The 21,256-nt window shown below is 63.1% G+C and carries 24 protein-coding genes, 1 tRNA gene and 1 pseudogene; 22 read left to right on the top strand and 4 right to left on the bottom strand.

Annotated elements, in window-relative coordinates:
• Positions 1-135 (bottom strand): annotated as a pseudogene (locus tag K225_RS22300) (IS110 family transposase); the annotation flags it as partial.
• A 144-nt stretch (positions 136-279) separates the two neighbouring features.
• On the opposite strand from K225_RS22300, the gene galE reads away from it, so the two are divergent.
• From galE to tatC, 10 genes are all read left to right on the top strand, one after another.
• On the top strand, positions 280-1,290 hold the full coding sequence (gene galE / locus K225_RS0117475; protein WP_026437585.1) for a UDP-glucose 4-epimerase GalE: 1,011 nt from the start codon (positions 280-282) through the stop codon (positions 1,288-1,290).
• A 78-nt stretch (positions 1,291-1,368) separates the two neighbouring features.
• Positions 1,369-2,169, top strand: coding sequence for an imidazole glycerol phosphate synthase subunit HisF (hisF, locus tag K225_RS0117470; protein ID WP_026437584.1), 801 nt, complete (start codon positions 1,369-1,371; stop codon positions 2,167-2,169).
• Between the two features lie 112 nt (positions 2,170-2,281).
• A complete protein-coding gene (hisI, locus tag K225_RS0117465) occupies positions 2,282-2,680 on the top strand; it encodes a phosphoribosyl-AMP cyclohydrolase (RefSeq protein WP_202900060.1) in 399 nt (132 codons plus the stop codon).
• A 5-nt stretch (positions 2,681-2,685) separates the two neighbouring features.
• A complete protein-coding gene (locus K225_RS0117460; RefSeq protein ID WP_026437582.1) occupies positions 2,686-3,084 on the top strand; it encodes a phosphoribosyl-ATP diphosphatase in 399 nt (132 codons plus the stop codon).
• Complete coding sequence (locus K225_RS0117455) at positions 3,081-3,467, top strand: membrane protein (protein WP_026437581.1); 387 nt, start codon at positions 3,081-3,083, stop codon at positions 3,465-3,467. The genes K225_RS0117460 and K225_RS0117455 overlap by 4 nt, the downstream gene beginning before the upstream one ends.
• A complete protein-coding gene (locus tag K225_RS0117450; RefSeq protein WP_026437580.1) occupies positions 3,460-4,491 on the top strand; it encodes a patatin-like phospholipase family protein in 1,032 nt (343 codons plus the stop codon). Before K225_RS0117455 ends, K225_RS0117450 begins: the two co-directional genes overlap by 8 nt.
• 44 nt (positions 4,492-4,535) lie before the next feature.
• Entirely contained in the window at positions 4,536-4,892 is a 357-nt protein-coding gene (locus tag K225_RS0117445) for a histidine triad nucleotide-binding protein (protein WP_026437579.1), read from the top strand.
• Between the two features lie 88 nt (positions 4,893-4,980).
• The gene (gene tatA / locus K225_RS0117440; protein WP_026437578.1) at positions 4,981-5,223 is read left to right on the top strand and encodes a Sec-independent protein translocase subunit TatA; all 243 of its coding nucleotides are present in this window, start codon (positions 4,981-4,983) and stop codon (positions 5,221-5,223) included.
• Between the two features lie 20 nt (positions 5,224-5,243).
• Positions 5,244-5,705, top strand: coding sequence for a Sec-independent protein translocase protein TatB (tatB, locus tag K225_RS0117435; RefSeq protein WP_026437577.1), 462 nt, complete (start codon positions 5,244-5,246; stop codon positions 5,703-5,705).
• Between the two features lie 53 nt (positions 5,706-5,758).
• Complete coding sequence (gene tatC / locus K225_RS0117430) at positions 5,759-6,553, top strand: twin-arginine translocase subunit TatC (protein ID WP_026437576.1); 795 nt, start codon at positions 5,759-5,761, stop codon at positions 6,551-6,553.
• 156 nt (positions 6,554-6,709) lie between these two features.
• Here the strand turns inward: tatC and K225_RS0117425 are convergent, their stop codons facing one another.
• The gene (locus tag K225_RS0117425; RefSeq protein ID WP_026437575.1) at positions 6,710-7,855 is read right to left on the bottom strand and encodes a S1C family serine protease; all 1,146 of its coding nucleotides are present in this window, start codon (positions 7,853-7,855) and stop codon (positions 6,710-6,712) included.
• Between the two features lie 369 nt (positions 7,856-8,224).
• On the opposite strand from K225_RS0117425, the gene K225_RS0117415 reads away from it, so the two are divergent.
• Both K225_RS0117415 and pdxA read left to right on the top strand, forming a co-directional pair.
• Positions 8,225-8,974, top strand: a complete 750-nt coding sequence (locus tag K225_RS0117415) for a Nif3-like dinuclear metal center hexameric protein (protein WP_051249052.1) — start codon at positions 8,225-8,227, stop codon at positions 8,972-8,974.
• 96 nt (positions 8,975-9,070) lie between these two features.
• Positions 9,071-10,099, top strand: coding sequence for a 4-hydroxythreonine-4-phosphate dehydrogenase PdxA (pdxA, locus tag K225_RS0117410; RefSeq protein ID WP_026437573.1), 1,029 nt, complete (start codon positions 9,071-9,073; stop codon positions 10,097-10,099).
• A 79-nt stretch (positions 10,100-10,178) separates the two neighbouring features.
• On the opposite strand, the gene mscL is transcribed toward pdxA, so the two are convergent.
• Positions 10,179-10,607 carry a large conductance mechanosensitive channel protein MscL gene (gene mscL, locus K225_RS0117405; RefSeq protein ID WP_026437572.1) on the bottom strand — a complete coding sequence of 143 codons (429 nt, stop codon included), beginning with the start codon at positions 10,605-10,607 and terminating at the stop codon, positions 10,179-10,181.
• Between the two features lie 144 nt (positions 10,608-10,751).
• Here mscL and petA point away from each other — a divergent pair, with 144 nt between their 5' ends.
• The 6 genes from petA to K225_RS0117370 all read left to right on the top strand — a co-directional run bounded on the left by petA (position 10,752) and on the right by K225_RS0117370 (position 14,952).
• Complete coding sequence (gene petA / locus K225_RS0117395; RefSeq protein ID WP_026437571.1) at positions 10,752-11,348, top strand: ubiquinol-cytochrome c reductase iron-sulfur subunit; 597 nt, start codon at positions 10,752-10,754, stop codon at positions 11,346-11,348.
• A gap of 11 nt (positions 11,349-11,359) precedes the next feature.
• Positions 11,360-12,775: a cytochrome b N-terminal domain-containing protein gene (locus K225_RS0117390; RefSeq protein WP_026437570.1), complete on the top strand. Its 1,416-nt coding sequence runs from the start codon at positions 11,360-11,362 to the stop codon at positions 12,773-12,775.
• 18 nt (positions 12,776-12,793) lie between these two features.
• On the top strand, positions 12,794-13,555 hold the full coding sequence (locus tag K225_RS0117385) for a cytochrome c1 (RefSeq protein ID WP_026437569.1): 762 nt from the start codon (positions 12,794-12,796) through the stop codon (positions 13,553-13,555).
• Between the two features lie 99 nt (positions 13,556-13,654).
• Entirely contained in the window at positions 13,655-14,266 is a 612-nt protein-coding gene (locus K225_RS0117380; RefSeq protein WP_007854512.1) for a glutathione S-transferase N-terminal domain-containing protein, read from the top strand.
• A 40-nt stretch (positions 14,267-14,306) separates the two neighbouring features.
• Complete coding sequence (locus tag K225_RS0117375; RefSeq protein WP_026437568.1) at positions 14,307-14,825, top strand: ClpXP protease specificity-enhancing factor; 519 nt, start codon at positions 14,307-14,309, stop codon at positions 14,823-14,825.
• Between the two features lie 51 nt (positions 14,826-14,876).
• Positions 14,877-14,952: transfer RNA gene (locus tag K225_RS0117370), tRNA-Thr, on the top strand.
• Between the two features lie 153 nt (positions 14,953-15,105).
• On the opposite strand, the gene K225_RS0117365 is transcribed toward K225_RS0117370, so the two are convergent.
• Positions 15,106-15,405: a DciA family protein gene (locus K225_RS0117365; RefSeq protein ID WP_026437567.1), complete on the bottom strand. Its 300-nt coding sequence runs from the start codon at positions 15,403-15,405 to the stop codon at positions 15,106-15,108.
• A gap of 368 nt (positions 15,406-15,773) precedes the next feature.
• Here K225_RS0117365 and secA point away from each other — a divergent pair, with 368 nt between their 5' ends.
• From secA to K225_RS0117345, 4 genes are all read left to right on the top strand, one after another.
• Complete coding sequence (gene secA / locus K225_RS0117360; RefSeq protein ID WP_026437566.1) at positions 15,774-18,527, top strand: preprotein translocase subunit SecA; 2,754 nt, start codon at positions 15,774-15,776, stop codon at positions 18,525-18,527.
• Positions 18,528-18,623: 96 nt separating this feature from the next.
• On the top strand, positions 18,624-19,853 hold the full coding sequence (gene argJ / locus K225_RS0117355) for a bifunctional glutamate N-acetyltransferase/amino-acid acetyltransferase ArgJ (RefSeq protein ID WP_026437565.1): 1,230 nt from the start codon (positions 18,624-18,626) through the stop codon (positions 19,851-19,853).
• Between the two features lie 54 nt (positions 19,854-19,907).
• Positions 19,908-20,780, top strand: coding sequence for an ATP-binding protein (locus K225_RS0117350; protein ID WP_026437564.1), 873 nt, complete (start codon positions 19,908-19,910; stop codon positions 20,778-20,780).
• Positions 20,758-21,231, top strand: coding sequence for an NUDIX domain-containing protein (locus K225_RS0117345; protein WP_026437563.1), 474 nt, complete (start codon positions 20,758-20,760; stop codon positions 21,229-21,231). Before K225_RS0117350 ends, K225_RS0117345 begins: the two co-directional genes overlap by 23 nt.
• Positions 21,232-21,256 lie beyond the last annotated feature (25 nt).

Genomic DNA, 21,256 nt, shown 5'->3' with positions numbered 1-21,256 from the left:
GGGCAGATTGACAAAGAAACTTGCCATCTGCTCGCGCTTGAGCGGTTTGTTGAACACCGTCTTGCCGTGCTCATCGACGCCGTGAACCTGAAACACATTCTTGGCCAAATCGATGCCAATGGTTGTAATCTTCATGGTGGACGCTCCTGCTGGTTCAAGTGGAATAACTAACGTCTCCACTGTGGCACTTTCGATGCCGTTTAGGGCGGGGGCGTCCATCCCATTGGTTCAAAGAACGGGCCGATCGATTCCCGTCGTTTCATGGAAGTGGTGCTTTAGATGATTCTTGTAACCGGCGGCGCCGGCTTTATTGGCTCGCACACTTGCGTGGCGCTGGCCCAGGCGGGCATTCCCTGTCTGATTCTGGACAATTTTTGCAACAGCCGCCGCTCGGTGCTGGAGCGCCTGGGGCGCATCACGGGCATGCCGCCCTTGTGCATCGAGGGGGATGTGCGCGATGCACAGGGGCTGGCGCGGGTGTTCGCGCAGCATCCCATCGAGGGGGTTATCCACTTTGCCGCGCTCAAGGCCGTGGGGGAATCGGTGCGCGAGCCCTTGCGTTATTACGACAACAACGTCGCTGGCACGGTGACCTTGCTGCGCGCCATGCAGGCGGCGGGCGTGCACACGCTGGTGTTCTCCTCGTCGGCTACTGTCTATGGCGAGCCTGCGACGGTACCGATCCGCGAGGATTTTCCCCTGTCGGCCACCAACCCCTACGGTTGGAGCAAGCTCATGATGGAGCAGGTGCTGGCGGATGTGGACCACGCCGAGCCTGGCCAGTGGCGCATTGCGCGGCTGCGCTATTTCAACCCCGTGGGCGCGCACGAGAGCGGGCTCATCGGCGAAGACCCCCAGGGCGAGCCGGGCAACCTGATGCCCTATGTGGCGCAGGTGGCGGCCGGGCAGCGCGCATCCCTGAGCGTGTATGGCAACGACTACCCCACGCCCGATGGCACGGGCGTGCGCGACTACATCCATGTGTGCGATCTGGCCGAGGGCCATGTGGCCGCCCTGCGTTATCTGCGCGAGCACGCCGGGCTGCTCACCGTGAACCTGGGCACCGGGCGGCCGGTGTCGGTGCTGGAGATGGTGCGCGGCTTCGAGCAGGCCAGCGGCCGTGCCGTGCCCTACCAGATGGTGGCGCGGCGGCCGGGTGATGTGGCGCAGTGCTGGGCCGACCCGGCACTGGCCGAGCGGCTGCTGGGCTGGCGCGCCCGCCACGGGGTGGAGCGCATGTGCGCCGATGTGTGGCGCTGGCAAAACGGGGTGGCGCGCGCGCTGGGGTGAAGGTGGCGCCGCGCACTGGCGGTGGCGTGCGTGGTATCTTGTCGCCCCAATCAGTTTTGCCGACAGCGCTTTTCCTCTATGCTTGCCAAACGCATCATCCCCTGCCTTGACGTGACCGGCGGTCGTGTCGTCAAGGGCGTCAACTTTGTCGAATTGCGCGATGCGGGCGATCCGGTCGAGATCGCCGCGCGCTACAACGCCCAGGGGGCGGACGAGCTCACCTTTCTGGACATCACCGCCACCAGCGACGGGCGCGATCTGATCCTGCACATCATCGAGGCCGTGGCCAGCCAGGTCTTCATTCCGCTCACCGTGGGCGGGGGCGTGCGCACGGTCGAGGACGTGCGCCGTCTGCTCAACGCGGGGGCCGACAAGACCAGCTTCAACTCGGCCGCCATTGCCAATCCCGACGTGATCAGCGCGGCATCGGCCCGCTACGGCGCGCAGTGCATCGTGGTGGCCATCGATGCCAAGCGCCGCTCCGAAGACGATGCGCGGCGCCAGGGGCACGATGGCCGGGCCGTGGGCCCCGGCTGGGATGTCTACAGCCACGGTGGGCGCAAGAACACCGGCCTGGATGCCGTGGCCTGGGCGAGCGAGATGGCGCGGCGCGGTGCCGGCGAGATCCTGCTGACCAGCATGGACCGCGACGGCACCAAGGCGGGCTTTGATCTGGCACTCACGCGCGCCGTGAGCGACGCTGTCAGCGTGCCCGTGATTGCCTCGGGTGGCGTGGGCAACCTCGACCATCTGGCCGATGGCATCCAGATCGGCGGCGCCGATGCCGTGCTGGCCGCCAGCATCTTCCACTACGGCGAGTTCACGGTGCTGCAGGCCAAGCAGCACATGGCAGAGCGCGGGATTCCGGTGCGTCTGTGATCGTCATCTGCTCACTGTTTGATAGCTTTTGCGCTTGATATATAAGCGCCAGAGCCTCAAAAGGCTTCAAGGCCTGGGTGGGCGCACCGCGCCGTCACCCAAATCATCGACAATCGCACCCATGAACTGGCTCAACGAAGTGAAGTGGGATGCGCAGGGCCTGGTGCCCGTGATCGCGCAAGAGCAGGGTACGGGCGACGTGCTGATGTTTGCCTGGATGAACCGCGAGGCGCTGCAAAAAACGGCAGAGCTGGGCCGGGCCGTGTACTTCAGCCGCTCGCGCAAAAAACTGTGGTTCAAGGGCGAGGAGTCGGGCCATGTGCAGACGGTGCATGAAATCCGCCTCGACTGCGACAACGACGTGGTGCTGCTCAAGATCACCCAGCTCGGGCACGAACCCGGCATTGCCTGCCACACGGGCCGCCACAGCTGTTTCTTCAGCGTGCTCAAGGACGGCGCCTGGCAGGCGGTCGAGCCGGTCTTGAAAGACCCTGAATCCATCTACAGATAACACCCATGAGTTCCAACGATTCCCTGGCCCCGACTTCGCAGGACGCGCTGGCGCGTCTGGCTGCCGTCATCGAAAGCCGCAAGCCGGTCAACGGCGGCGACCCGGAAAAGAGCTATGTTTCTCGCCTGCTGCACAAGGGGCCGGATGCGTTCCTGAAGAAGATCGGCGAAGAGGCTACCGAGGTGGTCATGGCAGCCAAGGACGTGGACCACGGCGCCGACAAGGCCAAAATCGTCTACGAAGTGGCCGACCTGTGGTTCCACTCCATGATCGCGCTGGCCCACTATGGCCTCGCGCCCGCCGATGTGCTGGCCGAGCTGGAGCGCCGCGAGGGCACCAGCGGCATCGAGGAAAAAGCCTTGCGCAAGGCGGTTGCGCGTGCAGCCCAGGAAAAATCGCCATGAACGACATCATCGATGTGCAGACCAACGACGAGAAGGCCGAGGGCCTCAAGGCCTGGGGCTGGGTCAGCTATGTGCTGCACCTGATCGTGGCGGTGGGGGCCGTCATTCCGGGGGCGCAGCCGGGCGCGGCGCTGCTCATCATCGCGCTGGTCATCGACCTGGTGAAACAGGGCGAGGGCGCGGGCACCTGGCAGGCCAGCCACTTTGCCTGGCGCATCCGCACGGTGTTGTGGGCGGGGGTGCTGTACATCGTCACGGCGCCGCTGTGGCTGCTGTTCTTCTTTCCCGGCTGGGTGGCCTGGGGCCTGATCTCCATCTGGTTCCTGTACCGCATCGTGCGCGGCATGGTCACCATGAACAACAGCCAGGCCATCGATGCCTGAGCGCGGCACGCTGGCGCCCATCAATCTGGCGCTGCAGGGCGGCGGCTCGCATGGCGCGCTGACCTGGGGCGTGCTGGACGCGCTGCTCGAAGATGGGCGCCTGATGATCGACGGTATCAGCGGCACCAGCGCCGGAGCCATGAATGCCGTGGCGGTGGCGCATGGTTTTGCGCAGGCGGCCCAGCAGCATAAAGATCCGAAAGAAGCCCACGCGGCCGGCTGCGAACTGGCCCGCGCTGCGCTGACGCGGCTATGGGAAGGCGTCGGGACGCTGGGCAGCCTGATGTGGGGCACGCCGCTGGCAGCCGCCAACCCGCTGCTGGGCATGATGAACCGCTGGTTGTCGCCCTACCAGACCAATCCCCTGGACATCAACCCCCTGCGCCGGCTGCTGGAGCGCGAGGTGGATTTCGACCTGCTGTGCGCCGCCAAGGGCGCCTCCGGCCCCAAGGTGTTTGTGTGTGCCACCAATGTGCGCACCGGGCGCGGCGAAATCTTCTCGGGCGCACGGCTCAGCGCCGACGCGGTGATGGCGTCGGCCTGCCTGCCGCTGTTGTTCAAGGCCGTGGAGATCGAGGGCGAACGCTACTGGGATGGGGGTTATTCCGGCAATCCCGCGCTGCACCCGCTGATCTACCAGACCGACACCGCCGACATCCTGCTGGTGCAGATCAATCCGACCGAGCACCACGAGCTGCCCGACACGGCCCCCGAAATCCTGGAGCGCATGAACGAGGTGACCTTCAATGCCAGCCTGCTGGCCGAACTCCGGGCCATCGAGTTCGTGCGGCGCCTGCTGGCCGAGGGCAAGCTGGATGCGCGCCGCTACAAGAATGTGCGCATGCACCGCATTGACGGCGGGGCGGTGCTGGCCCCATTTGGCGCAGACAGCAAGTTGCGCGCGGACATGGCCTTTGTGCGCAAGCTGTTCGCGCTCGGGCGCACGGCAGGCCAGGACTGGCTGAAAGCGCACCACCGCGATGTGGGTGTGCGCCCCTCCCTGAACATCGCCGACAATGTGTAACTGTCCGTGTGCCTTTGGGCGCTGAGCCAGCCTTCTTTTTCACCATGCACGATCCAAACTGCCTTTTCTGCAAAATCATCGCAGGCCAGATTCCTTCGAAGAAGGTCTATGAAGACGAGGAAATCTTTGCCTTCCATGACATCCACCCCTGGGCGCCGGTGCACTTTTTGATGGTGCCCAAGCTGCACATCCCCTCGATGGCGCAGGTCACGCCCGAGCATGCCGGCCTGCTGGGCCGCATGCTGGCGCTGGCGCCGCGCCTGGCCCTGGAGCAGGGCTGCAATCCGTATCCAGAGGGTGGTTTTCGCATCGTGGCGAACACGGGGCTTGAAGGCGGGCAGGAGATCCACCATCTGCACATGCATGTGATCGGTGGTCCGCGCCCCTGGCTCAAGGGCTGAATGCCTTTCCCCTGGGGGCTGTACAGGCGCTTTGAACTCCTGTCGCGGCCGCCGTCTAAAATGATTCCAATTCGTTAGGAGATATTCCATGGGTTCTTTTTCCATCTGGCACTGGCTGATCGTGCTGCTGATCGTTGTGATGGTGTTTGGCACCAAGAAACTCAAGAACATGGGTTCTGACCTGGGAGGCGCCGTCAAGGGCTTCAAGGACGGCATGAAGGATGGCTCCTCGCCCGACACCAGCGCTGCCACGCCGCCCGCCGGTCAGGTAGCCAACCAGGCCGCCGCCGACAAGACCACCATCGATGTCGAAGCCAAGCAAAAGAGCTGAGTTCGGGCGCTGGCGCTTCCATGATTGATATTGGCCTGTCCAAGATGGCGCTGATTGGCGTGGTGGCACTCATTGTCATCGGGCCCGAGAAGCTGCCGCGCGTTGCCCGCACGGTGGGCGCCTTGCTGGGCAAGGCGCAGCGTTACGTGGCGGACGTGAAGTCCGAGGTGAACCGGTCCATGGAGCTCGACGAGCTCAAGAAGATGAAGGACACGGTCGAAAACGCGGCCCGGGATGTGGAGCAATCCATCCAGACCAGCGCCAGCGAATTCGAAAAGGACCTGGCCCAGGCCAGTGGTACGGCCGGTGCCGACCTGCATGATCCGTTCGCCGTGGTGCCCGCCTACCGGCACCCGGGCAAGAACTGGCGCCTGAAAAAGGGCGCCATGCCCCAGTGGTACAAGGCGCGCAGCGGCGTACGTACCAAGGCCCTGTCGGGCGCGGCGCGCGTTGCGCGCTACCGGCCACAGAAATTCCATTGATGCTGCATCCTGCCGCGCAGCGGGGGCGTTGCTGACGCCCGCGAAATTCCAACATGTCCGAAACCCCCTCCCAAGACGAACTGGCCGGCACCGAGCAGCCGTTTGTGCAGCACCTCATGGAGCTGCGCGACCGCCTGGTCAAGGCCATCATCGCCGTCGGTGTGGCGGCAGCGCTGCTGTTCTTCTTTCCCGGCCCTGGCGCGCTCTATGACTTTCTGGCGGCGCCGCTGGTGGCCCATCTGCCCAAGGGAGCCACGCTGATCGCCACCTCGGTGATCTCGCCTTTCATGGTGCCGCTCAAGATATTGCTCATGTCGGCATTTCTGCTGGCATTGCCTGTCGTGCTGTGGCAACTGTGGGCGTTTGTGGCGCCTGGCCTCTATTCGCACGAAAAGAAGCTGGTGCTGCCCCTGGTGGTATCGAGCACCGTGCTGTTTTTCATCGGGGTGGCTTTTTGCTACTTCTTCGTCTTCGGGCAGGTGTTCAGCTTTATCCAGGGCTTCGCGCCCAAGAGCATCACGGCGGCGCCGGACATCGAGGCCTACCTCGGCTTCGTGCTGACCATGTTCCTGGCGTTCGGCATGGCATTCGAGGTGCCCATCGCGGTAGTGGTGCTGGCCCGCATGAACATTGTGAGTGTGGACAAGCTCAAGAGCTTTCGGGGTTATTTCATCGTGATCGCGTTCATCATCGCGGCCGTGGTCACGCCGCCGGATGTGGTGTCCCAGCTGGCATTGGCCATTCCGATGTGCCTGCTCTACGAAGTAGGTATCTGGGCGGCCCAGATCTTCATCAAGCACACCAAGGCACCCGAAGACACCGAAGAGGCGGCATCCTCCTCGTCCTGATTGCCGCGCAATCGGATGCCGGTGCTGGCCTGAAGCAGAAATAGCTTCCAACGCTGCACCAGCAGGCTCTGAAAGCTATTTTTGGGAGCATCAGCGCGTGTGCGGCAACACCCATACACCGATGGCCAGTAGCGCCAGCGCTTCCGCAGCGCCTTGTCAGCGCTTCACGGCACGCTGCGGCCGGGGACGAATGCCGGGGGTGACCTTCAGATCCACCATGGCATCGCCGCGCTGCACTGCGAAGGGTGTGGCGGTGCCGGGCTTGAGGGCCGCCACGGCCGTGAGCAATTCGGAGACGTTGGTAACGGCCTTGCCATCGACGCGCACGATCACGTCACCGGGCCGCAGGCCGGCCTGCGCGGCGGGGCCGTCCTGCAGCACGCCGGTGATGATCACGCCCTCGGTGGCTTTCACGGCAAAGGTTTCGGCCAGTTCGGGCGAGAGTTCGTTGGGCTCCACGCCAATCCAGCCCCGGGTCACCTGACCGTCTTTCACGATGCCGTCGAGCACCAGCCGGGCGGTGGACACGGGAATGGCAAAGCCGATGCCCATGCTGCCACCGGAGCGCGAATAGATGGCCGTGTTGATGCCCAGCAGGTTGCCATTGACGTCCACCAGCGCTCCCCCCGAGTTGCCGGGGTTGATGGCTGCATCGGTCTGAATGAAATTCTCGAAGGTGTTGATGCCCAGCTGGCTGCGGCCCAGCGCGCTGATGATGCCGCTGGTCACCGTCTGGCCCACGCCAAAGGGATTGCCGATGGCCAGCACCCGGTCGCCCACGGCGACCTGGTCGGAGTTGCCCAGCACGATGACGGGCAGCTTGTCGAGTTCCACCTTGAGAATGGCCAGATCGGTGTCGGGGTCAGTGCCGATCACGGTGGCCCGGGCACGGCGACTGTCGGTGAGCGTGACCTCGATCTCGTCGGCGCCCTCGACCACATGGTTGTTGGTGAGGATGTAGCCGTCGGGGCTGATGATCACACCGCTGCCCAGTCCGGTCTGGGACTGGCTGCCCTGGTCGCCAAAGAAGAACTGGAACCACGGATCGTTGCTGCGCGGGTGCCGCACTTCCTTGCTGGTGTTGATGCTGACCACGGCAGGCGCGGCTTTGCGGGCGGCGCTGCTGAGGCTTCCCGGTTCCGGTTGCGCGGAACTTGTGGCGGGCGCCTCGAGCAGCGCAATGCCTGCACCCGAGCGCGTAGTGCCCCGGCCCAGCCAGTCCGGCTGCAGGGTGGCGACAACAAAGTAGGCGGCAACGAGCACCGTCACGGACTGGGAAAAGAGGAGCCAAATGCGCTTCATGGTGTTTTGAGTGACTCTGGGAGTGGGTGCCGGGAAAGCCGTGTCCACATTGTTGGCGGACCGCCGATGATTGTCGCTGAACGGTCAGTTTCCTGCGCACGGCTGCCTTCAGTTGTGAGGGCGGTTCTCTGCTTTGCGAGAGGAGTGATCGTGAAATTTTATTCACCGTTGTTGCCGTGTTGCGCATGGTGTAAACCCACTTGGGCCTGGCCGAATCACCCAATCCCGGGGCGACGGCCGTGGGCGCGTCTGCGGCATTGTGCTGGCGGCAGCGCTGCCGGCAGCGCACCTTTGGCGTGGCCAAAGAATGGATGTTTCTTGCCGCCAAGACCAGCGCCATGGCGTGCGGGCGGCGGTGACAATACCGTGATGAGCATTTCCCGCACCACACTCGTGCAGGCATTTGACAGCCTGCTGCAACCCGAGCGTTTCAAGGACTACGGCCCCAATGGCCTGCAGGTCGAGGGCAAAGCCGATATTGCCTGCATCGTGAGCGGCGTGACGGCCAGCCGGGCGTTGATCGAAGCCGCCATTGCGCGCCGGGCCGACGCCATTTTTGTGCACCACGGCCTGTTCTGGCGCGGGCAGGATGGCCGCATTACTGGCTGGATGCGCGAACGCCTGCGCCTGCTGCTGGCGCATGACATCAACTTGTTTGCCTACCACCTGCCGCTCGATGCGCACCCCGAAGTGGGCAACAACGCGCAGCTGGGGCGGGTGCTGGGCTGGACGGCCGACCAGCGCTTTGGTGAGCAGGACCTGGGCTTTGCCGGGCCGGCCGCGCTGGATGGCGCGCAGGCGCTGGCAGACCATGTGGCCCGGGCGCTGGGCCGTCCCGTGACGCTGGTGCAGCCCGCGGCGCGGCGCATCCAGCGTGTGGCCTGGTGCACGGGCGGGGCGCAGGGCTATTTCGAATCGGCCATTGCCGCAGGGGCTGATGCCTTCATCACCGGCGAAATCTCGGAGCCCCAGGCCCACCTGGCGCGGGAAACGGGTGTGGCCTTCATTGCCGCAGGCCACCATGCCACCGAGCGCTATGGTGCCCCTGCCGCTGCCGCGCGGGTGGCGCAGCAGTTGGGGGTGGAGCACCATTTCATCGAGATTGACAACCCGGCGTAAGCGGAGTGTGGTGCCCCATGCTTCATGCTATTTACTTGATAGCTTCTGGTGCTTTACTGAAGGGCACTGGCGGCTGATTTGACCCAAACTTTCATCATGCAAACCATTGCCATCACCCAGGGGGACCCGGCCGGTATCGGCCCCGAAATCGTTGCCAAGGCCTTTCGCGACGCTCCCGACGTGCTGCGCGGCTGCTTTGCGGTGGGCGATCTGGCGACCCTGCGCCGCGCTGCGCAGTGCATCGTGCGCCCCGGTGTGCCGGAGTTGCCGGTGGCGCTGATCGCCTCGCCCGATGAGGCCTGGCAGGCGCCATCGCGCTGCATGCCGGTGCTGCAACTGCCTGGCTTGCCTGGCCCCGTGCCGTGGGGCCAGGTGAGTGCCGCGGCCGGCCGTGCTGCCGCCGACTGCGTGGTGTGGGCAGCGCGAGCCGCCCTGCAGGGCCGCATTGCGGCCCTGGTGACGGCGCCATTGCACAAGGAGGCGCTGTCTGCCGCGGGGCTTGCCTTTCCCGGCCATACCGAGTTGCTGCAGGCCGAGGCGGCGGCCCATCAGGGCGTGCCGCTGGCTGCCATGCCGGTGCGCATGATGCTGGCCAGTGACGAACTGCGCACGGTGCTGGTCAGCATCCACCTGTCGCTGCGCGACGCCATTGCGGCCGTGACACGAGGCAACGTCTTGCAGACCCTGCAGATCACCCACGCCGCGTTGCTGCGAAGCCTGGGGCGTGCGCCGCGCATGGCGGTGGCGGGCCTCAATCCGCACGCCGGCGAAGGGGGCTTGTTCGGGCGCGAGGAAATCGACAGCATCGTGCCCGCCGTCGCCGATGCGCGTGCGCTGGGCATGGATGTACATGGCCCGTTGGCGCCCGACACGGTGTTCATGCGCGCGCGCCATGCGCCGCAGCATGCCGGGGAGTTCGATGTGGTGCTGGCCATGTACCACGATCAGGGCTTGATCCCCGTGAAATATCTGGGGGTGGACAAGGGGGTGAACGTGACGCTGGGCCTGCCGCTGGTGCGCACCAGTCCAGACCACGGCACCGCTTTCGACATTGCCGGCCAGGGTGTTGCCGATGCTGCAAGCCTGGTGGAGGCGGTCCGGGTTGCGCGCCAGATGGTTCAATAAAAAACAAACGCCCTCAGCAGGTGCTGAGGGCGCTGGCAATGGTGGAGCGGCAAGGGCGCCGCGTGCCCATGAACGCGTTTCAGCGCTTGAGGCTGTCGCGGATTTCGCGCAGCAGAACGATGTCTTCAGCGGGTGCCGCAGGGGCTTCTGGCGCTGCGGGCGCTTCGCGCTTGAGGCGGTTGATCTGCTTGACCATGATGAAGATGATGAACGCAAGGATCAGGAAATTCACCGCCACGGTGATGAAGTTGCCGTAAGCGAATACCGGGACACCGGCCTTCTTGATGGCATCCAGCGTCTGCGCCGTACCCGCCGGAACCTCGCCCAGCGCGATGAACATGTTGGAAAAATCGAGCTTGCCAAACACCAGGCCCACCAGGGGCAGGATCAGGTCGGAAACCACCGAATCGACAATCTTGCCGAAAGCGCCACCGATGATCACGCCGACGGCCAGGTCGATCACGTTGCCCTTGATCGCAAACTCGCGGAACTCTTGCATCATGCCCATGGTTATTTCTCGATTAATTGCGGATGCGCAAGTATTGCTCAGTTCACAGGCCTGTCAAGGCGGGCCTGCACATTGAATTGCCCATTTTCACTCCGCTACAATTCGACGTTGACCCCAATCTAGCGATGTTCATCGAGGATCCCCATGAGTGACACTCCAATCGACTCCAGCAAGCGGACGTGGATCATCACGTCTGCCTGCGCTGGTGCGGTGGGCGGCGTGGCAGCTGCCGTACCTTTCGTGAGTTCTTTCCAGCCCTCCGAGCGAGCCAAGGCCGCAGGTGCCGCCGTCGAGGTGGACATCTCCGCCCTCAAACCCGGAGAAAAAATCACCGTGGAGTGGCGCGGCAAACCCGTGTGGATCATGAAGCGCACCGCCGAGCAGCTGGAATCCCTCGCACAGACCGAGCCCCAGCTGGCTGATCCCAAGTCGGATCGCAAGGCTTATCCCACCCCGGAGTACGCCAAGAACCAGCACCGCTCGATCAAACCCGAGGTATTCGTTGGCGTGGGCATCTGCACGCATCTGGGTTGCTCGCCCGGGGACAAGTTCCAGGCCGGTCCTCAGCCGTCCCTGCCGGATGACTGGCATGGCGGCTTCCTCTGCGCCTGCCATGGCTCCACGTTTGATTTGGCCGGCCGTGTGTTCAAGAACAAGCCCGCGCCTGACAACCTTGAGGTGCCGCCGCACATGTATCTCTCGGATACACGTCTGGTCATCGGCGAAGACAAGAAGGCCTGAAGGAGTACTACATGGCCCACGAATTCAAAGAAATCTCCCCCAACGCCTCGACCGGTGCCAAGGTCACGAACTGGTTCGAAAACCGTTTTCCAACGGCGTTCGATGCCTACCGCGTGCACATGTCGGAGTACTACGCTCCGAAGAACTTCAACTTCTGGTACGTCTTTGGCTCGCTGGCACTGGTGGTGCTGGTGATCCAGATCGTCACCGGGATCTTCCTGGTGATGCACTACAAGCCAGATGCAGCGCTGGCGTTTGCATCGGTCGAGTACATCATGCGTGATGTGCCCTGGGGCTGGCTGATCCGCTACATGCACTCTACGGGGGCCTCGGCGTTCTTCATCGTCGTCTACCTGCACATGTTCCGTGGCCTGATCTATGGCAGCTACCGCAAACCGCGTGAACTGGTTTGGATCTTTGGCTGCGCGATTTTCCTGGCGCTCATGGCTGAAGCCTTCATGGGCTACCTGCTGCCCTGGGGGCAGATGTCGTACTGGGGTGCGCAGGTGATCGTCAACCTGTTTGCCGCCATTCCTTTCGTTGGTCCTGACCTGGCACTGCTGATTCGTGGCGACTATGTGGTCGGCGATGCGACGCTCAACCGCTTCTTCAGCTTCCACGTGATTGCTGTGCCGCTGGTGCTGCTCGGCTTGGTGGTAGCCCACTTGCTGGCCTTGCACGATGTGGGGTCCAACAACCCCGATGGCGTGGAAATCAAGGCGCCCAACGCGCCCAAGGATGCCAAGGGCAAACCGCTCGACGGCGTGCCGTTCCATCCCTACTACACGGTGCATGACATCTTCGCGCTGAGCATGTTCCTCATGGCTTTCACGGCAGTGGTGTTTTTTGCACCCGAGTTCGGTGGCTATTTCCTGGAGTACAACAATTTCATCCCGGCAGATCCGCTGGTGACGCCGCTGCACATTGCACCTGTCTGGTATTTCACGCCGTTCTACTCCATGCTGCGTGCCATCACCAGCGAGATGATGTATGCGCTGATCGCCTGCGTGCTGGCGGGCGCTTTCTTCGGCGTGGTCAAGGCCCGGCTGCCTGGATTCCTCAAGGGTGGCATTGTGATTGCCGCCGTGATTGCGGTGCTGCTCATGCTGGCGATCGATGCCAAGTTCTGGGGCGTGGTGGTGATGGGCGGGGCCGTGATCATCCTGTTCTTCCTGCCATGGCTGGACGCCTGTGAAGTGAAGTCCATCCGCTATCGCCCCAACTGGCACAAGTATCTGTATGCCGTCTTCGTGGTCAACTTCCTGATTCTGGGGTACCTGGGCGTGCAGCCGCCATCGCCCGTGGGTGAGCGCGTTTCGCAGGTGGGCACGCTGTTCTATTTCGGTTTCTTCCTGCTGATGCCCTGGTGGAGCCGTATCGGTGCAACCAAGCCAGTGCCTGACCGTGTCAACTTCACTGCGCATTGAGCCCTGGAGATAACAACAATGAAGAAACTCATCCTCACGCTGGTTGCTGCACTGGGCTTGGCAGCCGGTGCTGCGCATGCCGCCGGTGGCAGCACCATTGCCTGGGACAAGGCTCCCAACAAGACCAACGACCTGGCTTCGCTGCAAAACGGCGCCAAGGTGTTTGTGAACTATTGCCTGAGCTGCCACTCGGCCGCGTTCATGCGTTTCAACCGCCTGCGTGACATTGGCCTGACCGATCAGCAGATCAAGGACAACCTGCTGTTCACCACGGAAAAAATCGGTGAGACCATGAAGGCCTCCATCGATCCCAAGCAGGCCAAGGAATGGTTCGGTGCCAACCCACCCGATCTGACCGTGATCGCACGCTCGCGTGCAGGCCACGGTGGCACGGGTGCGGACTACCTTTACACGTTCCTGCGCACGTTCTATCGTGATGAAGCCAAGGCGACCGGCTGGAATAATTTGTTGTTCCAGAATGTGGGCATGCCCCATGTGTTGTGGGAGTTGCAAGGCGACCGCCGTCCCGTGTTCGAGGCGCATGAGAGCCATGGACAGACGACTCAGATCTTCAAGGGCTGGGAGCAAATCACTCCCGGTACCATGACGCCCCTGCAGTATGACCAAGCCATTGGCGACCTCGTGAACTACCTGCAGTGGATGGGCGAGCCGGCACAAAATACCCGCGTGCGGGTGGGCGTGTGGGTACTGATTTTCCTGGGCTTCTTCACGGTCATCGCCTGGAGGCTGAACGCAGCCTTCTGGAAAGACGTCAAGTAAACCTCGGATCCGCTGACCGCGCGCCCGCTGGCGCGGCGGAACTTTACAGAGTGGGCGCTTTTTGCGTCCCACTCTTTTGATTTTTAGGAGCCTCCCACCATGATGGTGCTTTATTCGGGTACGACCTGTCCCTTCTCCCACCGCTGCCGCTTTGTCCTGTTTGAAAAAGGCATGGATTTCGAGATCCGCGATGTGGACCTGTACAACAAGCCCGAAGACATCAGCGTGATGAATCCCTATGGTCAGGTGCCAATCCTGGTGGAGCGTGACCTGATCCTGTACGAGTCGAACATCATCAACGAGTACATCGACGAGCGGTTTCCCCACCCTCAGCTGATGCCGGGTGACCCTGTGGACCGTGCCCGCGTGCGCCTGTTCCTGCTCAACTTCGAGAAGGAATTGTTCGTGCATGTGAACATCCTGGAGTCGCGCGCCACCAAGGGCAACGAAAAGGCGCTGGAAAAGGCCCGCGCCCACATCCGTGACCGCCTGACGCAGCTGGCCCCCGTGTTCCTCAAGAACAAATACATGCTGGGTGACAACTTCTCGATGCTCGATGTCGCCATTGCTCCACTGCTGTGGCGCCTGGATTACTACGGCATCGATCTCAGCAAGAACGCGGCGCCATTGCTCAAATATGCAGAGCGGATTTTCTCGCGTCCTGCCTACATTGAGGCGCTCACGCCATCTGAGAAGGTGATGCGCAAGTAAGCCCATCTGCTTGTACCGACACTTGCACCGTAGCGACACCATGAATGCCCAGGACTCCACCTCCACACGCCCTTACCTGATCAGGGCGCTTTATGAGTGGTGCACCGACAACGGGTTCACACCCTACGTGGCGGTGCGTGTGGATGGGTCCGTTCAGGTACCGCGTGAATATGTGAAGGATGGCGAAATTGTCCTGAACATCAGCTATGACGCGACGAGCTCCTTGCGGCTGGGCAACGACTTCATCGAGTTCAAGGCACGCTTTGGCGGCAAGCCGCGTGAGATCCTGGTGCCCGTGGGGCGGGTGATTGCCATTTATGCGCGTGAGAATGGGCAAGGCATGGCATTTCCTGCACCGGTGGACGTGGATGCTGCCGTACTCGACGGAGGCCTTGTTCCAACTGCTGTGCCCCCGCCAGTGCCGGGCGAGGATGCCGAAGACCGTGTGGTGCAACTGGTGCCCGGCGATGGCATGCCCGCCGAAGAGGGTGGCGACGATCCCCATCCCCCGCGCACCTCGGGCAGAAGTGTGCGTCCCTCTCTCAAGCGCATCAAATAGCCACCACACATCGCAAGAGACGCTGTTTTTGCAGGATAAAATGCGGCCTTCGCCGATTTAGCTCAGTTGGTAGAGCAACCGCCTTGTAAGCGGTAGGTCGTCAGTTCGATTCCGACAATCGGCACCACACAAGGGTTTCAGGAAATCCCGAGAAGCCCCAAAGCCCGCACGCATCATAGCGTTGCGGGCTTTTTCTTGTTCCAAGACGTTCCGTCAGATGCCATCAAAGCCAGCATTTTTGTTGGCATATCTGTTGGTATGAGCAGGTGCCAACACCGTATCAGGCCTGAATCTTGAGGCGAATGGAGTCCACCTCCCACCCCCGGCTGCGCAAGTGCGCCAGCAACGCCGGCAGCAACTGGCGTATTTTTGCCGCCGCAGCGTTGCTTTTCACCAGCAGACACCAGTTGCCTCCATCGATGGGGCCTGCTTGCACCGTCGAGCGCAGGGCTGAAGGGATCAGCCGTTCAATCGCCTGAAGCCGTTCACTGGAATCTCGTGTGAGCGCCGCCAGCTTGGCCAGCGTCGGGGAGTCCTCGCTGGCTTGCTGCAGTGTGATGGCGTAGTGGCGGCGATTCATGGGGATGGTGTGATGGAGCCGGGCAGGGCGGGACGGCATCGGATTATCGCGGACGCCTGGTGCGCGCGTTGTCGTTCAACCCGTTGGCCCGCTGGTGCTTGGAATCGGGGTGGCTTTTCGGGTGCGTCGGGAATTTCCGATGTGGGTGCAATGGATCCCTGCACCCCGGTCGCAGGTGCCCACGCAGCGCCTTCTGCTGCGGTGCCGGGGGCCTCGGCAGCAGGCAGGTAAAATCATCGGTCCGGAGTTTGTTGCCTGGCATTGCAGTGCTTGCAATCGGGGGCAGCCGACCCACCTGAAATCAATTCATCTTAGGGGTTTCGGTCGCCTCACATGCTTTTCGGCGCATGTCAGGCGGTCCTGTTCGCATGGCCACCAACTTCCTTACCAAATTATTCGGCAGCCGCAATGACCGGCTCCTCAAGCAATATCGCAAAACGGTTGCTCGCATCAATGCGATGGAGCCCGACTATGAGAAGCTGACCGATGACGCGCTGCGCGCCAAGACGCTGGAGTTCAAGGAGCGTGTGGCCAAGGGTGAGTCGCTTGACGACATGTTGCCGGAGGCATTCGCCGTGGTGCGAGAGGGCTCCAAGCGCATCATGAAGATGCGCCATTTCGATGTGCAGCTGCTCGGTGGCATGGCGTTGCACTACGGGAAAATCGCGGAAATGCGCACGGGTGAGGGCAAGACCCTCACCGCAACCTTGCCGGTCTACCTGAATGCACTGTCAGGCAAGGGCGTTCACGTGGTCACGGTGAACGACTACCTGGCCAACCGGGATGCCATGTGGATGGGTCGCCTCTACAACTTCCTGGGGCTGACGGTGGGCATCAATCTGCCCAACATGCCGCGCGAAGAAAAGCAGGCCGCCTACGCTGCAGACATCACCTACGGTACCAACAACGAATATGGGTTCGACTACCTGCGCGACAACATGGTCTATGAGGCACGGGACCGCGTGCAGCATGGCCTCAACTTCGCCATCGTGGACGAGGTGGACTCCATCCTGATCGACGAGGCGCGCACGCCGCTCATCATCAGCGGCCAGGCCGAGGACCATACGGCGATGTACATCGCCATGAACAAGGTGGTGCCATTGCTGGTGCGCCAGGAAGGCGAAGCCGATCCGCGCACGGGCGAGGGTGTGACCAAACCCGGCGATTTCACGCTGGACGAAAAAACCCACCAGGTATTCCTGACCGAGCAGGGCCATGAAAGCGCCGAGCGCATCCTGGCTGCCCAGGGCCTGATCGCCGAAGGCGCGTCGGTGTACGACCCGGCCAACATCACGCTGATGCACCACCTGTATGCGGCGCTGCGGGCCAACCACCTGTACCACCGCGACCAGCACTATGTGGTGCAGAACGGTGAGATCGTCATCGTGGACGAGTTCACCGGCCGCCTGATGTCGGGCCGCCGCTGGAGCGAAGGCCTGCACCAGGCCGTGGAAGCCAAGGAGGGCGTGGCCATCCAGGCCGAGAACCAGACGCTGGCGTCCATCACGTTCCAGAACTACTTCCGCCTGTACAGCAAGCTCGCCGGGATGACCGGAACGGCCGACACCGAAGCCTATGAGTTCCAGGAAATCTACGGCCTGGAAACCGTGGTCATTCCACCCAACCGCCCCAGCCGGCGCGATGACCAGCTCGACCGCGTGTACAAGACCACGCGCGAGAAATACGAGGCGGCCATCAAGGACATCCGCGAGTGCCATGAGCGCGGCCAGCCCGTGCTGGTAGGCACCACGTCGATCGAGAACTCCGAGATCATCGACCAGCTTCTGAACAAGGAAAACCTGCCCCACCAGGTGCTCAATGCCAAGCAGCATGCCCGCGAGGCGGACATTGTGGCCCAGGCCGGACGCGCCGGCATGATCACCATTGCCACCAACATGGCGGGCCGCGGCACCGACATCGTGCTGGGGGGCAACATCGAAAAGCTGGTGGCTGCCGTGGAGGCGGACGAGACACTGGACGAAGCCACCCGGCAGGCCCGCATCGCCGAAGTGCGCGCCGAATGGGCGCGTGACCACGAGAAGGTGAAAGAACTGGGCGGCCTGCGCATCATCGCCACGGAGCGCCATGAGTCACGCCGCATCGACAACCAATTGCGGGGCCGTTCGGGTCGCCAGGGCGACCCGGGTTCCTCGCGCTTTTACCTGAGCCTTGACGATTCGCTGATGCGCATCTTCGCGGGCGACCGCGTCAAGGCCATCATGGACCGCCTGAAGATGCCTGATGGCGAGGCCATCGAGGCGGGCATTGTCACGCGCAGCATCGAGTCGGCCCAGCGCAAGGTCGAGGCCCGCAACTTCGACATCCGCAAGCAATTGCTGGAGTACGACGATGTGGCCAACGACCAGCGCAAGGTCATCTACCAGCAGCGCAACGACATCCTTGATGCCACCGAACTGTCCGACGTGATTGCCGCCATGCGCGAGGACTGCATGACCGATCTGGTGCGCCAGTATGTTCCCGCGGAGTCGGTGGAGGAACAGTGGAACCTGCCAGCCCTCGAAAAGGTCCTGGCCGACGAATGGCAGGTCTCGATTGCGCTGCAGAAGGAAGTGGAGGGCGCGCACAGCATCACCGACGACGAGATTCTGGACAAGGTGCTGCAGGCCGCGCATGCGTCGTTCGACGCCAAGATCGAGCAGGTGGGGCGCGACAACTTCACCCAGTTCGAACGCGTGGTGCTGCTGCAGAGTTTTGACTCCAACTGGCGCGACCACCTGAGCGCGCTTGACTACCTGCGCCAGGGCATCCACCTGCGCGGCTATGCGCAAAAGCAGCCCAAGCAGGAATACAAGCGCGAGGCGTTCGAGCTGTTCCGCCAGCTCATCGACCAGGTCAAGAACGAAGTCACCAAGATCCTCATGACCGTGCAGGTGCAGTCGCCAGCGCAACTGGACCAGGCCGCACAGGACATGGAAAGCCGTGCCGAAAGCATCGCCAACGTAACCTACACGGCGCCCACCGAAACGGGGGAGGCGGAGACCACGGTCGATGCCCAGACGGTGGGCCAGGCCTTGCCGCAAGGCGTTCGCGTGGGGCGCAATGATCCCTGCCCTTGCGGCAGTGGCAAGAAGTACAAGCAGTGCCACGGCAAGCTGGCCTGATTGAATGGAACCAAACGACACGGGCCGCGGCCCGTGTCTTCATTTGCGCGCCACGGTTTTCCGGATAATCCAACGCAGTTTTTGAGAAAGACCACCATGCCCGTCAATCTACTTGCCCCCGTTGCCGCCGATCTGCACCCGATTGCCGGCGTCCGTATCGGCGTTGCCGAAGCCGGTATCCGCAAAGCCAGCCGCAAGGACCTCACCGTGTTCCTGCTGGACGAAGGCGCCAGCGTGGCTGGCGTGTTCACGCAGAACCGATTTTGCGCGGCCCCGGTGCAGATCAGCCGCGAGCATCTGGGCAGCGGTCAATCCATCCGCGCCATGGTCATCAACACGGGCAACGCCAACGCGGGCACCGGTGCCGACGGCCTCGCGCGCGCACGATCCACCTGCATAGCGCTGGCACGCCAGCTGAGCGTGGCGCCCGAGCAGATCCTGCCGTTCTCCACCGGCGTGATCATGGAGCCGCTGCCCAACGACCGCATTGAAGCCGGTCTGCCCGCTGCCATTGCCGATGCGCAGCCCGGCCACTGGGCGCGCGCGGCCGAGGGCATCATGACCACCGACACCCTGCCCAAGGCCTTCTCGGCCCAGGTGCAGATCGGTGGGGTCACCGTGTCCATCACCGGCATCAGCAAGGGCGCGGGCATGATTCGCCCCAACATGGCCACCATGCTGGGCTTTCTGGCCACGGACGCCTGCGTTGCGCCTGCCGTGATGCAGCAGCTGGCGCGCGAACTGGCCGATGGCTCGTTCAACCGCGTCACCATCGACGGCGACACCTCCACCAACGATTCGTTCGTGGTGGTGGCCACCAACAAGGCGGCGCACAGCCCAGTCACCACGCTGGCCAGCGTCGAGGGTCAGGCCCTGAAGGCGGCCATGCTGGGCGTGGCGCAAAAGCTGGCCCAGGCCATCGTGCGCGACGGTGAAGGCGCCACCAAGTTCATCACCGTGCGTGTCGAAGGTGGCAAGACAGGCGAGGAGTGCCGCAAGGTGGCCTATGCCATCGCCCATTCGCCGCTGGTCAAGACGGCGTTCTTCGCCAGCGATCCCAACCTGGGCCGCATCCTGGCGGCAGTGGGCTACGCGGGCATCGAAGACCTGGACCAGACCGGCATCGATCTCTACCTGGACGACGTGCATGTGGCGGTGCATGGCGGGCGCAACCCCGCCTACCGCGAGGAAGACGGCCAGCGCGTGATGAAGCAAAGCGAAATCACCGTGCGTGTGCTGCTGGGCCGCGGCGGTGCGGCGGACACGGTGTGGACCTGCGATTTCAGCCACGAATACGTCACCATCAATGCGGACTACCGCTCCTGATTACCCCTGTCTTGCCAGCTGCTGGCGCTTGGTGGATAAGCGCTTGATGCCAAAATGAATCAAAAATTTGAACACCTGATCGAGCGCGCCGAGCAGCTCATCGCCCGCATCGAGTCCGTGCTGCCGCAGCCTCTGGGTGCGCCCGACTGGTCGGCTTCCATCGCCTGGCGCTATCGCAAGCGCAGCAGCGGCCATGGCAGCCTGGAGCCCGTGCGCCATGTGGCGGCCATGCAGCTGGCCGACCTCCAGGAGATCGACGGGCAAAAAGAAAAGATCGAGCGCAACACCCAGCAGTTCGTGCAGGGCAAACCGGCCAACAACGTGCTGCTGACCGGCGCGCGGGGCACGGGCAAGTCTTCGCTGATCAAGGCCTGCCTGAATGCCTATGCGGCCCAGGGTCTGCGCCTGATCGAGGTGGACAAGGCCGACCTCACCGACCTGCCCGACATCGTGGACGTGGTGTCGGAGCGGCCCGAGAAATTCATCGTCTTCTGCGATGACCTGAGTTTTGAAGATGGCGAGCCGGGCTACAAGGCGCTCAAGTCCATCCTCGATGGCTCGGTGGCCGCCGCCACGCCCAATGTGCTGATCTATGCCACCAGCAACCGGCGCCACCTGGTGCCCGAGTACATGGCAGAAAACCGCACCTACACGCGCACCGACGACGGCGAGGTGCATCCTGGCGAGGCGGTCGAGGAAAAGATTTCCCTGTCGGAGCGTTTTGGCCTGTGGGTGAGCTTCTATCCGTTCAGCCAGGATGAATACCTGACCATCGTGGCCCAGTGGCTGGCATCGCTCGGCGTGCCGGCGGCCACCATCACGGCGGCCCGACCCGAGGCGCTGGTCTGGGCGCTGGAGCGCGGTTCGCGCAGCGGCCGCGTGGCCTACCAGTTTGCGCGCGACTATGCGGGGCGGCACGGTGGCTGATACGGTTCATCCTGATGCGGCCGGTGCTGCCGACCGCGCGCACACCGAGGTGGCCGTGGGCATCCTGCTGCGGGCAGATGGCGCGATGCTCCTGTCCACACGCCCGCCCGGCAAGCCCTATGCGGGCTATTGGGAGTTTCCGGGCGGCAAGCTGGAGGCGGGCGAGACGGTGGAGCAGGCGCTGCGCCGCGAACTGATCGAAGAGCTCGGCGTGACCATCGGCCCCGCCAGCATCTGGAAGGTGACCGAGCACGACTACCCGCACGCCCTGGTGCGCCTGCATTGGTGCAAGGTGCGGGAGTGGTCGGGTGCATTCGAGATGCGCGAAGGCCAGACCATGGCCTGGCAGCAGATGCCACTGACCGTGGCGCCGGTGTTGCCCGGTGCGTACCCGGTACTGCAATGGCTGGCCGAAGAGCGGGGTCAGAAGTTTTCTTTGGATTGCTATTAAATAAATAGCTTCAAGCGCATGGTGA

The sequence above is a fragment of the Acidovorax sp. JHL-9 genome, from assembly GCF_000426205.1.
In the GTDB taxonomy this organism is placed as follows: domain Bacteria; phylum Pseudomonadota; class Gammaproteobacteria; order Burkholderiales; family Burkholderiaceae_C; genus Acidovorax; species Acidovorax soli.
Note: the sequence above shows the minus strand (reverse complement) of the source record. Positions and strands in the feature narration are given on the sequence as shown.